Origin of the sequence: Polaribacter sp. MED152 (assembly GCF_000152945.2) — a bacterium.
Taxonomy (GTDB): Bacteria; Bacteroidota; Bacteroidia; order Flavobacteriales; family Flavobacteriaceae; genus Polaribacter.
Map to the genome: position 1 here is coordinate 2,604,927 of NC_020830.1, position 14,781 is coordinate 2,619,707.

Sequence of the window (14,781 nt, forward strand, 5' to 3'; positions counted from 1 at the left end):
TTATCTACTTTTTATAAATTGTACTTTTGAAAAACTAAAGCCACTCCATGAGAAGTATTGACAAGATTCTTTCTAGGAAGAATTATGTAAAAATCAAACTGAAAAAAATTGCAACAAATCACTTAGAATTAAAAGCCAAAATTAACGGAGTTAAAGGTAGGTTTATTCTAGATACTGGCGCATCTAATTCATGCGTTGGTTTAGACCTGATTAGTTTTTTTAAGTTGGACGCAGAAGAGAGTGAAACTAAGGCTGCAGGAGCAGGAGCCACAGGAATGGAGACACAACAATCTAAAGGAAATAATTTAAAAATTGGCGACTGGAAAACAAATAAAAGTCATTTAGTATTATTTAACCTTGAGCATGTAAATACTGCCTTAGAACAACACAATGCTAAGAAAGTACATGGTATTATAGGTGCTGATATTCTAGAGAAAGGAAAAGCATTTATAGACTACAAACAACACGTTTTATATTTAAAGAAGAAAAAATAAAATTTAATACAAAGAATATGAGTTTACAAAAACAGGTAATGACAAAAATGAAAGAGGCAATGAAAGCAAAAGATACTGTTGCTTTACAAGCGTTAAGAGCTGTAAAATCTGCTTTTTTATTGGCTAAAACTGAGTCTGGAGCTCAAGAAGAAATTTCTGAAGAACAAGAATTGAAAATTATTCAGAAGCAAGTTAAACAACGAAAAGACAGTGCTGCTATTTTCTTAAAGCAAGGTAGAGAAGATTTAGCTGCACCTGAATTGGCAGAAATAGCTGTTTTAGAGCAGTTCTTACCTGAAGCTTTATCTGAAGAGGAAATTGAAAAAGTAGTTAAAGCAACCATTGCCGACTTAAATGCTGAAGGTATGAAAGACATGGGTAAGGTTATGGGAGTTGTATCTAAGAAACTTTCAGGTCAAGCAGATGGTAAAACAATTTCTACGCTTGTAAAAAAGAATTTAGCATAAATTCAAAAAAGGGCTACATAGTTCAACTGAATAGAATATCAGATTTCGGCTCTGAGGGTTGCAGGTTTGAATCCTGCTGTAGTCACAGAAAAACTCAAAGTAAATTTAATTGCTTTGAGTTTTTTATTGATATTCAGAAGTCAGTTCATCTACAATTAAGCCATCTTCTAAAGTTTGTATAACACCCAAAGCAGCTCTTTCACCAGAAATCATAGCAGCATTTAAAGAACCATTTAACAATTGATCTCCTGCTAAAAATATGGTTGATTTTAATTTGGTTTCTGTACTAGAAATTTCATATTGAATATTAGTAAGATTAGGCAATGCGTTTTTAATTTGATATCTCTTTAAAAATTTAGCATTAGTTATTTTACAATAATCATTTAACTCTTTCTGAACCTTTTCAATTAAATGTTCTTCTGATAATTGATGATTTTTTACAACTATAACCGATAATAGTTCTTTTGTGTTTTTAGCATCTGTGGCAACACTTGTATGATAGAAAATATTGTTTACTAATGCATCCTTATTTGCTACTAAACCAATTAGTGGTTTTTGAATCACTCTTTGTTCGGTTTCAAAGTATAGTGTATCACAACTTTTCCAAACTGTTTCTTGATTTTTTAGATTGGAAATTAGAGAACTTGCTTCTGTTGCAATTATGGTGATATGACTTTTTATTTCTTTACCATCCTCTAATAAAATCGCATTGTTTTTTACCTCTTGAACTTTAGAGTTGAATAAAAAACTGGTGTTTTTTAATTTACTTTTTAATTGATTTGATATCTCTTGAATTCCCTTTTTTGGTAAAACAGCTAATCCATCTCCAAACATTTTATATACAAATTCAAACATTCTACTAGAAGTGTCCAAATTTGGTTCTAAAAATATACCAGAGAAAAATGGTTTGAAAAAATCATTTATAATTTCTTCAGAAAAACCAAAATCTTCTAAATATTGTAGTGTTGTTTTTTCATCTTCTTTGAATATAGTAGCAATCTCTTTTTTCTTTAAAAGTGTGTTTAATTTTAATACTTTCACTTTATCAGAAAGTGTACCAATATTCGAAAGTAACGTAGGTAATAAAAGTGATATTTTTCTTAAAGGATCTCCAATAGTTTGTTGTTTACCATTTTTAAAAATGGTTGCTCCAGGCAAAAACTCTTGCAAGTCTAATGCTTTGTAATCTAAATACTTTTTTGCTACAGGATAAGAGGTTAGTAAAACTTGAAAACCACGGTCTAAAGTATAGCCTTGAAAATGGTCAGATTTTACACGACCACCCACTTTTTCTGTAGCTTCTATAATAGTTGGATGATATCCGTAGTTTTCTAAGATTTGAGCCGCAATTAAACCACTAACTCCTGCACCAATTATATTTATTTTATAAGCTGATTTCTCCATTTTCTTCCTGTTTTTCTTTAGAATTCTTTTTCAAATATGCAGTTAAAATTCTTTGTACATCTCTATTGTCTCTCTTTGGTTGTAAAAAGAATTGATAATCTTCTGGCTGTTCTAATTCTTCAGCTTGACTTTTATCAATATACCCAAAACCTTTGTAAGAGCCATCTAAAATTAGTGTAAAACCTATTTCGTGCTCATTTCTTCCAGTTTCTTTAATAACCAAATTTTTAGCTTCAAAACCTACAGTAGCAATTGCTTTTTGTACACGTAAATTATACGTAGCTACATCTTCTTTATCAATACAAACACCATTACAATTTTGTAAGTGATAACTAAAGCAGCTTTTAACATTGGTTTGCAAATGACAATATTTAGGGCATAATTGATACTCGGTACATAAACTTTCTAAAAAAGCTCTGCATTCAGAAACTGAATAGAAAGTCATTATTGGGTTTGGTGTCAATTTTAGCTTATTAAACGCCAAATGTAAAATTCCCTTTTGATCTTCATAAGAAAATAGGCCAATGGCAGAATTACTATTTTTCTGTGATCTGTTATATTTAGGAAATTTTGTTTTAATTTCTGATGATTCTAATAAAAGAGCCAAAAGTTCACTTCCAGTTTCTGTGTAAGATAAGTGTGCAGTTTCTAAGCACATTTCTCTTTCTTTTTTCTTTTTATCGTAAAAATGACTTATTACTCTTTGCTTTATATTGTTTGCTTTACCAACGTAAATAATTTCTTTAGCACTATTTTTAAAATAGTACACTCCAAAAGTTTCTGGTAAATTATCTACCACCTTTTTATCTAATAAAGGAGGTAAGGTTGCTTGGCGTGAACGCGGATTCAAAAATGAATTGATGATAAAACTATCATCTCTTTCAATAAGTCTTCTAAATAATTCTGTTGTTGCTTCTGCATCACCTTTTGCTCTGTGTCTGCCATTAATAGGTATATTTTCATCTATACAAATATTACCCAAACTATAAGAACGTAAACCAGGCATTATTTTTCTCGATAAACGAACAGTACAAAGTTTTTTACGTTTAAAATCAAATCCTAAACTTTTAAACTCATCTCTAATAATATTGTAATCGAAATTTACATTATGCGCTACAAAAATAGTATCTCTTGTAAGCTCTTCTACTTTTTTAGCAATTTCATGAAATTTAGGTGCATACCTAACCATAGCATTTGTAATACCAGTTAGATTTGTAATAAATGGAGGTATATTTTGTTCTGGATTTATTAAGGATGTAAACTCATCAATTATTTTTTTACCATCAAAAACAAAAATAGAAATCTCAGTAATTTTTTGACCCTTAAAGCCATTACCTGTGGTTTCTATGTCTATTACTGTATACAATTAGGCAATAATATTTTTTAAATCTGCAATGGTTTCTGTTGGGTTATCGCTCTTAAAAACATAACTACCTGCAACTAGTACATTAGCACCAGCTTCTATTAAAGCATTTGCATTTTTATTGGTAACTCCACCATCAATTTCTATTTGACAGTTAGATTCTGTAAACTCAATTAAATGTTTTAATTGACTTACTTTTTTGTAAGTATTTTCTATAAATGATTGCCCACCAAAACCAGGGTTAACACTCATTAAACAAACCATGTCTAAATCTTCTATAATATCTTCTAAAACTGCAATTGGTGTATGAGGATTTAAAGCAACTCCTGCTTTCAATCCTGCTGCTTTAATAGCTTGAATTGTTCTGTGCAGGTGTGTGCACGCTTCATAATGTACAGTTAAAATATCTGCACCTAAGTCTGCAAAAGTTTGTATGTATTGATCTGGATTTACAATCATTAAATGAACGTCAATCGTTTTTTTTGCATGTTGTGTAATTGCTTTTAATACTGGCATTCCAAAAGAGATGTTTGGCACAAAAACGCCATCCATAATATCTATGTGAAACCAATCTGCTTCACTATTATTTACCATTTCTATATCTCTTTGTAAGTTAGCAAAATCTGCTGCTAGTATTGAAGGTGCTATTAAATTACTCATTAGTGTGTTGTTATTTTTTGCAAAGATAATTAATTAGGTAAAGAACTTAGTTTGAATTAATTTAAATTCTTTGGCAAATAGTTTAGCCCTGATTGTAATGGCATCCTTTTAAGGTAAACAGATGAAAATCTGCTTTATCTAAAAAGATAAAATGGAAAGCAGGAAATAGCTTCAAAAAAAAACTCTCAAAAATTAATTTGAGAGTTTTAAGCTGTATGAATTTGAATGCTTACCCTAAGTAAGTCATTAAAATTTTAGATCTAGAAGTATGTTTTAATCTTCTTATTGCTTTTTCTTTAATTTGACGAACACGTTCACGAGTTAAATCGAAAGTTTCACCAATTTCTTCTAAGGTCATTGGTTGGTGCTCACCTAAACCAAAGTATAATTTAACAACATCTGCTTCTCTTGGTGTAAGCGTTTCTAATGCTCTGTTAATTTCTATACGTAAAGATTCGTGTAATAATACACGGTCTGGATTTGGAGATTCACCAGAATTTAAAACGTCGTATAAATTTGAATCTTCACCCTCAATTAAAGGTGCATCCATAGATACGTGACGTCCTGAATTTTTCATAGATTCTTTAACGTCATTAACTGTCATGTCTAGTTTTTTAGCAATTTCTTCAGGACTTGGAGGTCTTTCGTTTTCTTGCTCTAAAAACGCATACATTTTGTTAATTTTATTAATAGAACCAATTTTATTTAATGGTAAACGTACAATTCTAGATTGTTCTGCTAATGCTTGTAAGATTGATTGACGAATCCACCAAACAGCATAAGAGATAAATTTAAATCCACGAGTTTCATCAAAACGTTTTGCAGCTTTGATTAAACCTAAGTTACCCTCGTTAATTAAATCTGGTAACGTTAACCCTTGATTTTGATATTGCTTTGCTACAGAAACCACAAAACGTAAATTAGCTTTTGTAAGTTTCTCTAATGCTCTTTGGTCTCCAGCTTTAATAAGCTGAGCCAATTCTACTTCTTCATCTGCAGTAATTAGGTCTACTTTACCAATTTCTTGTAAGTATTTGTCTAGGGATGCAGTTTCTCTGTTAGTAACCTGCTTTGTAATCTTAAGTTGTCTCATCTAATTCTTTCTACTTTTAAAAGAGGTGATAATCATCCTCAAATACTTATACGTTGAATTTTAAGTAAATGTTACAAAATAATTTTATTTTTTTAATTATTCTTTTTCGGATACTGTAAAAAGCGTAGAAACAAAGGCTTTTGAGGCTTTAAAAAAATAGTTATGGATTCTAAAATATTATTTGAAATTTAAGAATTTAAAGGTATCTTTGTCTTTGATTAAAAATAAAACTACTTATTAATTCTGTAAGTGTCATAATATTAGGTTTTTAGACTTATTTCTGAAAAAATTTAATTTTTTTAAATGTCAAGCATTGATCTAATTCAATAAAAGCTTGATAGAAAGTTGGGGGACTATCTATCATGAGTGATGTTAATCACAAAAAAAGAGACCGTTTTTACGGTCTCTTTAATTTTCTATATCGATTTCGTTTTTTTTCTATTTAGAAAAGTCCATTGATCTGAGAATCAATTCTATCTATAATATATCCTAAATCTTCTTGGTTTTGTACAAAGTCTAAATTATCTACATCTATTACTAATAATTTACCTTTTGTGTAGGTAGAAATCCAGGCTTCATAACGTTCATTCAATCTACTTAAATAGTCTATACTAATAGAGTTTTCATATTCTCTGCCTCTTTTATGAATTTGACCTACCAATGTTGAAATGTCTGCTCTTAAATAAATTAATAAATCTGGAGGTGAAACTAAGTTTTCCATCAACTCAAAAAGAGAGCTATAATTGCTATAATCTCTATTTGTCATTAAGCCCATTGCATGTAAGTTAGGTGCAAAAATATGTGCATCTTCATAAATGGTTCTATCTTGTATGATGTTTTTACCTGTTTCTCTTAATTCTAAAATCTGACGAAAACGACTGTTTAAAAAATAAACTTGAAGGTTAAAAGACCAACGTTCCATTTCTCCATAAAAATCATCTAAATACGGATTTTCATCTACAGATTCAAAATGAGGTTTCCATTTGTAATGTTTGGCTAATAATTTGGTTAGCGTAGTTTTACCTGCGCCTATATTTCCTGCTATTGCAACGTGCATTGTTTATTGTTCTATAAGTTATAAAGGTGTGCTAAATTACTAAAAATAATAGAGTAAAAAAGCTTAACAGATTAATTTATAACCAAAACCTCTAATATTTAAAATTTGAATATTATCGTCTTTTTTAAGCTTTTTTCTAAGCTTACTTATAAAAACATCCATGCTTCTTGCATTAAAGAAATCATCATTTCCCCAAAGTTTATTTAAGATAAAAGTTCTATCTAAAACCTGATTTTTTTTGTTGTTAAGATGTAATAGTAATTCTGCTTCTCTATGTGTTAGGTTTACCTTTACATCATCGAACTCTAAAGTTTGTTTGGTGAAGTTGAAAATGTAATTACCAATTTTTATAAGTTCTAAATTGGTTTTAACTTCTATTCTACTTAACAAGGCTTTTATTCTCACAATAAGTTCTTCCATAGAAAAAGGCTTTTTAAGGTAATCATTACCACCTAAGTTAAAACCTTCTAAAACATCTGCTGTTTGAGATTTTGCAGTTAAGAATATTATAGGGATACTTTTGTTAGTTTCTCTTATTTCTTTGGCTAAAGTAAAACCATCTTTTTTAGGCATCATAACATCTAACACCAAAATGTCTGGTTCATTTTTGGTATAAATTTCTGAGGCTTCTTCACCATTTTCTGCATGATAAACTACAAAGTCTCTACTTTCTAAACTTTCTTTAACAATCATACCTAAGCTAGTTTCGTCTTCTGCCAAAAGCACTTTTATTTTATCCATTTGGTATCAAAATTTTAAAAGAAGTTTGTTCTTTGTTTGATTGCAATGTAAGTTGACCAAGATGCTTTTCTACTATTTTTTTGCAGTAGTATAAACCAATTCCAAAACCTTTAACATCGTGTGTATTTCCTTTAGGTATTCTATAAAATTTATCGAATATTTTTTCTTGCTGACTTTTATCTATACCAGTTCCATTATCATTAATACTGATTTCTGTAGATTTTAAAATAGAACTGATATTAATTTCTATTTCATTTCCTCCATACTTTACTGCATTATCAATTAGATTTGAAATAACATTTTCAAAATGAAAAACATCTACGTGCAAATAAACAGGCTGTTTATTTGTTGCAAAAGTTATTTGCTTATTATTAGAGAGTAGTTTGTGCTTTTGAACAATTTTTTCGGTCATTTCTACAATATCTACATTTTCTTTTTTAAGCACTAGTTGCTCACTATCTAAGGTTGCAGTTTCTAACAATTTTTCTACCATTTGATGTAGTTTTTTTAATTGTATGCTAGACATTGCCAAATACCTTTGCGTTTTTTCTTTATCATCTAAAACATTAAAATTAGAAATAGCTTCTAAAGCTGTGGATACAGTTGCAATTGGAGTTTTAAATTCGTGAGTAATATTGCTGATTAAATCGTTTTTAATGCTCGCTAATTGTTTTTGTTTTGTAATGATTTTTAATAGATAAAAAAGACAAGAAATAATTAGCAAAGACAAAATTAAGGATATAAAAATTCCGCCAAAACTTCTTTTTAAAGCTTCTATGTTTGGATTGGTGTAAAGTAATTCAAAACGTTGATTCTCTTTTACATAGGTTGATTTTGATACAGCTACAAAAGTTTCTGATGTAAGTAAAGAGTCTCTAGTTTGATGAAAAATTGTATCATTCTTTATATGATGAAAACTAGTTGTTAAATCAATTCCTTTTTGACTCAATTGATTGTCAATTAAAGAGTCTATTTTTTTATAGTCTAAAGAATTGTCGAAAAAAGAAATAAACATTGGTTTTAAGTTCTTAATTAACTTTAAACTGTCTGCAGATTTTTTTCCTTTAAAATATTGTATTTCAGATTTTTTACCATTTTTGTCTACAGAAAATCCATTTTTCTCGTCTGTAAATTGTGTAAATAAAATTGAGGTGTCAGTTTTTCTTTTAGCATCCTTTAACTTATCACTTTGCAGTTCATTGGCAAAATCTTTCATGTCATTCATCATAGAATCTAACTGCTGTTGAGAAAGATCGTCATCCGAAGTTATTTTTATATTGCTAATGGTAAATTTCGGTTTTATTTCTTTTTCCTTTTTTGTCCATATGTTTTTAATAATTGAATCATAAGAACCTTCTGTAGAGAATTTAATATCTACTTTATCTTCTCCTGGTCTTAAAATGGTTAAAAAATCTTTTTTGGCTAAATTGGAATAATAGATTTCAACAGCAGAATCTAAACTTAGTTGAATTTCATTTTTTACGCGTTGTTTGTTTTCTTGGTAGTTTTTATAGTTCCAAAAGATTTGTACAGCAATAGTTGTTAATATCGTTGCTGCAATAAAATAAAAGATCCAAGTGTATTTTTTGGTGTTCATGTAGCAAATATAAGAGGTAAAAACTATAAAAACAGTCGGTTAACACTCGTTAACATTCGTTAACTTTAAAATATAAGAATACTTCACATCTTTGTAGTGTAACCAAATAAAACTAAAAATTATGAAAAAAATGATCACCTTATGCATAGCCTTAATATCATATATCGGTTTTGCACAATCCAAGAATATAGCGTTAAAAGAAAATTACAATTACAATTCACAAGTTAAATTAACCTCTTTATCTTTTGATGTAAATTCTGTAGATGAATTGAAAGATATTGATTGGAAAGAAATTAAGAGTATTTTTGAAACTAATGGTGAAGAAGATATGATTAAAATGAGTTTTGCCATTAATATGAATAAACAAAAAAGTAAGAACGTGAAAATTGCAGGTAAGTTTTCAGTTGAAGGCAAAACTGAAGATATTGATAGTCTGATTAAAAAATCGAAAAAAGGAATAAAAGGTTTAATTAAAGTATACAATAAATATCAAAATAAATAATTATGAAAGCAATACTAACAGGTTTAATGCTACTTTTTGTAGCTACAATTTCAGCTCAAGAATTTAGTGGTAGAGCTACGTATAAAACTAGTAGAAAATCGACTATTAAATTTGGTAAAAATCAAAAAGGAATAACCGATAAAATGCAAGAGGAGCTTAAGAAAAGAATGCAAAAAATGAATCAGAAAACGTTTATTCTTGAGTTTGATAAAACTACATCTACCTATAAAGAAGACGTGAAATTAGATAACCCAAATCCTCAAGCAAATAGAAGTGGAGTAATGGTAATGTCTTTTGGTGGTTCAGGTAGTACAGATATTTATTATAAAAATATAAAAGATCAAAAATTTGCAAATAAAACAGCCATTATGGGTAAACCCTTTTTAGTAAAAGATAAACTTAAGCAGTACAATTGGGAGCTTTCTTCTGAAACTAAAAATATTGGAATGTATACTTGTTATAAAGCAACATCTACAGAAGAAGTAGAAAATGTTAAAATAAGTATGATTAATGGTGAATCTAAAGAAACTAAAACTACAGAAACTGTAACAACAACTGCTTGGTATACAACTCAAGTTCCAATAAGTAATGGCCCTAAAAACTACCAAGGTTTACCAGGTTTAATTTTAGAAATTAATGATGGTAAAAATTTAATTGTTTGTACAGAAATTGTGCTTAATCCAGAAAAAACGGTTGTAATAGAAGAGCCAACTAAAGGTAAAGTTGTAAGTAAAAAGAAGTTCGATAAAATTCAAAAACAGAAATCAGACGAAATGATGGAGAAGTTTAAGAGCAGAAAGGGAGTAGATTTAGGTAATGGGATTAATATTAAAATGGGAGGCTAAGTGTTAAAGTTTTCCTAATGAATTTAAACTTTTAAGGTTTTTTTAAGTCTTAGCACATATTATACAAGTATTTTTGGTTAAAATTTAAAAAAATAAACATGAAATCATTACTAACACTCTTTTTGGCATTTGTAACAGTTGCAACTTTTGCGCAGAAAGATTTTCAGGGTAAAGCAACCTATATGTCTAAAACTACTATGGATATGAGTAGGTTTGGAGATCAAATGAGCGAGCAGCAGAAAAAGCAAATTATGGCTCGTATGAAGAATTTTTTAGAAAAAACTTACACATTAAGTTTTAATAAAAATGAATCATCTTTTAAAGAAGAAGTAAAATTAGATGCTCCAGGAACATCAGGTCCAAGATGGGGTGCAAGTAATGGTCAAGGTTCTATTTACAAAAACCTTCAAGATCGTGAAATGATTGAAGACGTAGAGCAGTTTAGCAAACGTTTTTTAGTTGTTGAGCCAATGGAGCAACCAAAATGGGAGCTAGGTACAGAAAGCAAAAAGATTGGTCAGTACACAGTATACAAAGCAACAATGACCACTGTAGATACAAAAATTGATTGGGGAGGTATTTTTAGAAGAGGTAGAAGAAACCAGCCAAAAGATTCTACAAAAACGGAAGATAAAGAAGCACCAAAAATGCTAAATGTTACTGCATGGTACACACCTCAAATTCCTGTAAGTTCAGGTCCTGAATCTTATTGGGGTTTACCTGGTTTAATTTTAGAATTAAATGCAGATAGAACTACAATGTTATGTACTGAGATTGTAATCAATCCGTCTGAACCTGTAGAGATAGAAAAACCTAAAAAAGGTAAAAAAGTTTCTAGAGAAGAGTACAACAAAATTATCAAAGTAAAAACAGAAGAACTTAAAGAGCGTTTCCAAAACAGACGTAGAGGAGGAGGAAGAGGATTTTAAATAAAACTTAAACTCTATCTAACTTAAACACATTTACACATGAAAAAACTACTACTTATCGCCATTTTTATGGTGTCTTGGGCTACTAGTGCCCAAATTAAATTCTCTGGAGTTGTAAAAGATTCTATTGGAGAGCCATTAGAAATGGCAAACGTTATTGCTTTAGATACTGTAGCTAAAAGAATTGCATCTTATGGTTTTACAGACTCGAAAGGTGTTTTTAAACTAGACTTAGCTAAAAACACGGTTTACAATATTAAAATTAGTTATGTTGGTTTTAAAGAAATTAGCCAGAACTTAAAAACAGGAACTACTGACATGTCTAAAAATTACACATTGTATGAAGACAATATGTTAGAGGGTATAAATATTGTAGCAAAAATGCCGGTTACTGTTAAAGGTGATACCATTATTTACAATGCAGATTCCTTTAAAAATGGTTCAGAAAGAAAACTTAAAGATGTATTAGAAAAACTACCAGGTGTAGAAATTAATGATGCAGGGCAAATAGAAGTAGAAGGTAAAGCCGTAGAAAAAATTATGGTTGATGGTAAAGAGTTTTTTAGTGGAGACACTAAATTAGCTACAGAAAATATCCCTTCTAATGCAGTTGATAAAATTCAGGTTTTAAGAAATTACTCGAATGTAAGCCAGTTAAGTGGTGTACAAAATAACCAAGACAGAGTTGCCATAAATATAAAACTAAAGGAAGGTAAAAAGAACTTTTGGTTTGGAGATATTTCAGCTGGTGGAGGTCAATCTCAAGATGAAACTTTATACTTATTTCAGCCTAAATTATTTTACTATACCCCAAAATATACCATTAATATTATTGGTGATGTAAATAATCTTGGTGATGTTGTCATAAGTAGACGAGATGCTAGAAGTTTTGGAGGTAGTTTCCAAAGTCAGAGTCCTTCTAATGGTACAAATATTAGTTTAGGAGATGCAGGTATTAGCTTTTTAAATGCTGGTGCAAGAAATGCAAATAGAATTGAAACAAAGTTAACCGCTTTAAATTTTAGTTATTCTCCAAATCCTAAATTAGATTTAAGCGGATTTTTAATTTGGTCTGGAAATAGCAATGGACAAAGAAATATTTCTGATATCGATTATGTAGATCCTACAATTCCAGATGAATTTAGAGATACCCAAACAAATCAAACAAGTAACACTGGTTTGTTTAGGTTTAGTACAGTATATAAGAAAGATTTTAATAATCAATTGAATTATAACATTTCTGGGCGTTTTTCAAACGAGTTTAGTAATGAAGCTGTAGATTCTAGAGTTTTGAGTGATATATCTCAATATGAGAAAGCAACACCATACACCATAAATCAAGATTTTAGTTATTTCTATACAGCAAGTGAGAAAAGTATTTTTGCTTTAGAAGTAAAACACTTATTGCAAGATGAAGATCCGTTTTATATAGCTTCATTAGAAAATGATCCTAACAATAATGATGATGTCGATAATGATGGTTTTGATGATGCTGCAGAAACTCTAGGTTTAGATAGGTCTAATGCGTTCTATACTTTAGAGCAAGATAGAAGAGTAAAATCGAATCAACTAGATGCAAAATTAGATTATTACTATATTTTAAATCAGAAAAGTAATTTAAACTTTGTGGCTGGTACTATCTTAAGTAAGCAAAATTTTGATTCTCGATTTTTTCAAATTTTAGATAATGGTGCAGAGTTAGATCCTAATCCAACTATTCCAGGTATTGTAGATCCACAAACTACAAATGATACTGAGTATAATTTTACTGATATTTATGCAGGATTAAGATATAGATTAAGAACGGGAATCTTTACAGTTACTCCTGGTTTTACATTGCACTCTTACAATTCTAATAACACACAGTATGGTTTAGAAACATTTGAAGATAAATTCTTTAAACTATTACCAGAATTTGAAGCAATTGCGCAGTTTAAACAAAGTGAAAGCCTAAGATTTAGTTATAGACAACAGGTTAATTTTACAGATGTGAATCAAATAGCAAGAGGTATTGTTGCCAATAGTTATGATTCTTTCTTTTCTGGAAATGCAGAATTGTTAAATGCTAGTTTTCATAATGTGAGTTTAAATTATAGCAGTTTTAACTTATTCAATAATAGTAATGTTTTTTCTAGAATTAACTATACTAAAACGATGAATCAAGTGAACAGAAATACAATTTTTGAACCAGGTTCAGTAGTTTCTAGTAGTAATTCTATTAACTCGCCATTAGATAATGAAAGTTTTACAGGCCTTTTATTTGCTGGGAAAACATTTGGTAAAATTCAAACACGTTTAGGAGGTACCTATAACTACAGCAAGAGTTACCAGTTTATAAATAATTTAGACAACACAAATATTAACAATAATTACAGTTTTAGTGCTAGAGTAGGTACTAATTTTAGAAAGGCACCAAACGTAACTATACGTTATAATATTGGGTTCAATAATCAAGAAAACAGTGCAAGACCAGATATCATTAAAACAGTAAGACATACCCCATCTATAGATTTTGATGCATATATCTGGAAATCTGTTACGTTAACTTCAGACTTTTCTTACACAGACCAAAGACAAGATGGTGTTTCTACGAACTCATTTAGCTTATGGAATGCTAAATTGGCGTACAGAAAAGATAGTGATGCAAAATGGGAGTATGAAATTGTTGGGAACAACCTTTTAGCAACTGGTTCAGAAGCGTCAGTAAGCCAAAGTGTATTTGCATTTACGTTAAATGAACGTTTTATCTTACCAAGATTTGTAAGTTTTAGAGTGCGTTATCAATTATAACAACCAAAATCTTTAATTATAAAAATGGCTCATTCTTGAGCCATTTTTTTATTTTAGCCAAATGAGTTTATTAGCATCAAAATCGCCTTTATATGCAACCTTTAAAACATTGGGTTTACTCTATTTGTTTTTTGTGGTAGGTTTATTTTTAGATAGTTTTTACTTGGTAAGAATTACTGAAAACGCTCAGTTTTATGCTAATGCTTTAATGCTCATTGTATTTTTTATCACATTTTTTAAAGTAACACCGAGATTAAAAGAACAAATGATTTCTGCTGTTCTTATTGGTTTTTTTGGTGAGTATTTGTTTTCTGTTTTATTGGGTATGTATACATATAGGTTAGAAAATGTGCCACATTACATTCCTTTTGGTCATGCTTTTGTATACATAGCAGTTCTGTGTTTTTCAAAAGCAGCCTCAATAAAAGTTAGAAGAAAACAAATTGAAACTTTTTTAATAATAGCCATAAGTATTTACGCCACATTATTTTTAATATTTAAGAATGATGTTTTTGGTTTTGTAATGACAGTTGCAACATTATTAATTCTGAGAAATAAATCAAAAGAGCGACTTTTTTACCTTACAATGTATGCATCTGTTGTGGTTTTAGAGTTGGTAGGTACTTACTATAAATGTTGGTTTTGGCCAACAACTGCCTGGAATGTAGTGCCATTTTTGCCAAGTGCAAATCCGCCAAGTGGTATTAGTTTGTTTTATTTTTTGCTAGATTTAGGTACGCTTTGGTTGTATAAACAGAGGCACAGAGAAGCTTGGCAAAGAATGAAAAATATTCGTAAAATAAAAGCAATTGCCAAAAACTAAAGTCTATTATTTTTCG

General features: G+C 29.7%; 14 protein-coding genes and 1 tRNA gene. 8 read left to right on the forward strand and 7 right to left on the reverse strand.

Translation table 11 applies throughout. From position 1 onward, the window contains the following. Window positions 1–47 precede the first annotated feature (47 nt). The 3 genes from MED152_RS11560 to MED152_RS11570 all read left to right on the forward strand — a co-directional run bounded on the left by MED152_RS11560 (window position 48) and on the right by MED152_RS11570 (window position 1,046). Window positions 48–494 carry a retropepsin-like aspartic protease gene (locus MED152_RS11560; protein WP_015482072.1) on the forward strand — a complete coding sequence of 149 codons (447 nt, stop codon included), beginning with the start codon at window positions 48–50 and terminating at the stop codon, window positions 492–494. Window positions 495–511: 17 nt separating this feature from the next. Next, window positions 512–961, forward strand: coding sequence for a GatB/YqeY domain-containing protein (locus MED152_RS11565; protein WP_041383643.1), 450 nt, complete (start codon window positions 512–514; stop codon window positions 959–961). 11 nt (window positions 962–972) lie between these two features. Continuing rightward, window positions 973–1,046, forward strand: a tRNA-Arg gene (locus MED152_RS11570). Window positions 1,047–1,084: 38 nt separating this feature from the next. On the opposite strand, the gene MED152_RS11575 is transcribed toward MED152_RS11570, so the two are convergent. From MED152_RS11575 to MED152_RS11605, 7 genes are all read right to left on the reverse strand, one after another. Then, window positions 1,085–2,365, reverse strand: coding sequence for an FAD-dependent oxidoreductase (locus MED152_RS11575; protein WP_015482074.1), 1,281 nt, complete (start codon window positions 2,363–2,365; stop codon window positions 1,085–1,087). Continuing rightward, complete coding sequence (locus tag MED152_RS11580) at window positions 2,346–3,731, reverse strand: exonuclease domain-containing protein (protein WP_015482075.1); 1,386 nt, start codon at window positions 3,729–3,731, stop codon at window positions 2,346–2,348. The genes MED152_RS11575 and MED152_RS11580 overlap by 20 nt, the downstream gene beginning before the upstream one ends. Next, entirely contained in the window at window positions 3,732–4,388 is a 657-nt protein-coding gene (gene rpe, locus MED152_RS11585) for a ribulose-phosphate 3-epimerase (protein WP_015482076.1), read from the reverse strand. 229 nt (window positions 4,389–4,617) lie between these two features. After that, window positions 4,618–5,481 (reverse strand): RNA polymerase sigma factor RpoD/SigA, encoded by an 864-nt coding sequence (locus MED152_RS11590; RefSeq protein ID WP_015482077.1) that lies wholly within the window; start codon window positions 5,479–5,481, stop codon window positions 4,618–4,620. Window positions 5,482–5,923: 442 nt separating this feature from the next. Further along, window positions 5,924–6,538, reverse strand: a complete 615-nt coding sequence (locus MED152_RS11595) for a deoxynucleoside kinase (RefSeq protein WP_015482078.1) — start codon at window positions 6,536–6,538, stop codon at window positions 5,924–5,926. Between the two features lie 63 nt (window positions 6,539–6,601). Then, on the reverse strand, window positions 6,602–7,279 hold the full coding sequence (locus tag MED152_RS11600) for a response regulator transcription factor (RefSeq protein ID WP_015482079.1): 678 nt from the start codon (window positions 7,277–7,279) through the stop codon (window positions 6,602–6,604). Next, window positions 7,272–8,876 carry a sensor histidine kinase KdpD gene (locus tag MED152_RS11605; RefSeq protein WP_015482080.1) on the reverse strand — a complete coding sequence of 535 codons (1,605 nt, stop codon included), beginning with the start codon at window positions 8,874–8,876 and terminating at the stop codon, window positions 7,272–7,274. The genes MED152_RS11600 and MED152_RS11605 overlap by 8 nt, the downstream gene beginning before the upstream one ends. 121 nt (window positions 8,877–8,997) lie before the next feature. On the opposite strand from MED152_RS11605, the gene MED152_RS11610 reads away from it, so the two are divergent. The 5 genes from MED152_RS11610 to MED152_RS11630 all read left to right on the forward strand — a co-directional run bounded on the left by MED152_RS11610 (window position 8,998) and on the right by MED152_RS11630 (window position 14,765). Further along, the gene (locus MED152_RS11610) at window positions 8,998–9,378 is read left to right on the forward strand and encodes a hypothetical protein (protein WP_041383647.1); all 381 of its coding nucleotides are present in this window, start codon (window positions 8,998–9,000) and stop codon (window positions 9,376–9,378) included. Between the two features lie 2 nt (window positions 9,379–9,380). Continuing rightward, window positions 9,381–10,223, forward strand: a complete 843-nt coding sequence (locus tag MED152_RS11615; protein ID WP_015482082.1) for a GLPGLI family protein — start codon at window positions 9,381–9,383, stop codon at window positions 10,221–10,223. 98 nt (window positions 10,224–10,321) lie between these two features. Then, on the forward strand, window positions 10,322–11,152 hold the full coding sequence (locus MED152_RS11620; protein ID WP_015482083.1) for a GLPGLI family protein: 831 nt from the start codon (window positions 10,322–10,324) through the stop codon (window positions 11,150–11,152). Window positions 11,153–11,191: 39 nt separating this feature from the next. Then, window positions 11,192–13,942, forward strand: a complete 2,751-nt coding sequence (locus MED152_RS11625; protein WP_015482084.1) for a carboxypeptidase-like regulatory domain-containing protein — start codon at window positions 11,192–11,194, stop codon at window positions 13,940–13,942. 61 nt (window positions 13,943–14,003) lie between these two features. Next, the gene (locus MED152_RS11630) at window positions 14,004–14,765 is read left to right on the forward strand and encodes a hypothetical protein (protein ID WP_015482085.1); all 762 of its coding nucleotides are present in this window, start codon (window positions 14,004–14,006) and stop codon (window positions 14,763–14,765) included. Window positions 14,766–14,781: the final 16 nt, after the last annotated feature.

Bases quoted from the DNA above. Each gene is read 5' to 3' on its own strand.
- MED152_RS11575 (WP_015482074.1), bottom strand. From the start codon at position 2,365: ATGGAGAAATCAGCTTATAAAATAAATATAATTGGTGCAGGAGTTAGT.
- MED152_RS11560 (WP_015482072.1), top strand. From the start codon at position 48: ATGAGAAGTATTGACAAGATTCTTTCTAGGAAGAATTATGTAAAAATC.
- MED152_RS11620 (WP_015482083.1), top strand. From the start codon at position 10,322: ATGAAATCATTACTAACACTCTTTTTGGCATTTGTAACAGTTGCAACT.
- MED152_RS11605 (WP_015482080.1), bottom strand. From the start codon at position 8,876: ATGAACACCAAAAAATACACTTGGATCTTTTATTTTATTGCAGCAACG.
- MED152_RS11565 (WP_041383643.1), top strand. From the start codon at position 512: ATGAGTTTACAAAAACAGGTAATGACAAAAATGAAAGAGGCAATGAAA.
- MED152_RS11615 (WP_015482082.1), top strand. From the start codon at position 9,381: ATGAAAGCAATACTAACAGGTTTAATGCTACTTTTTGTAGCTACAATT.
- MED152_RS11610 (WP_041383647.1), top strand. From the start codon at position 8,998: ATGAAAAAAATGATCACCTTATGCATAGCCTTAATATCATATATCGGT.
- MED152_RS11600 (WP_015482079.1), bottom strand. From the start codon at position 7,279: ATGGATAAAATAAAAGTGCTTTTGGCAGAAGACGAAACTAGCTTAGGT.
- rpe (WP_015482076.1), bottom strand. From the start codon at position 4,388: ATGAGTAATTTAATAGCACCTTCAATACTAGCAGCAGATTTTGCTAAC.
- MED152_RS11625 (WP_015482084.1), top strand. From the start codon at position 11,192: ATGAAAAAACTACTACTTATCGCCATTTTTATGGTGTCTTGGGCTACT.
- MED152_RS11590 (WP_015482077.1), bottom strand. From the start codon at position 5,481: ATGAGACAACTTAAGATTACAAAGCAGGTTACTAACAGAGAAACTGCA.
- MED152_RS11630 (WP_015482085.1), top strand. From the start codon at position 14,004: ATGAGTTTATTAGCATCAAAATCGCCTTTATATGCAACCTTTAAAACA.
- MED152_RS11595 (WP_015482078.1), bottom strand. From the start codon at position 6,538: ATGCACGTTGCAATAGCAGGAAATATAGGCGCAGGTAAAACTACGCTA.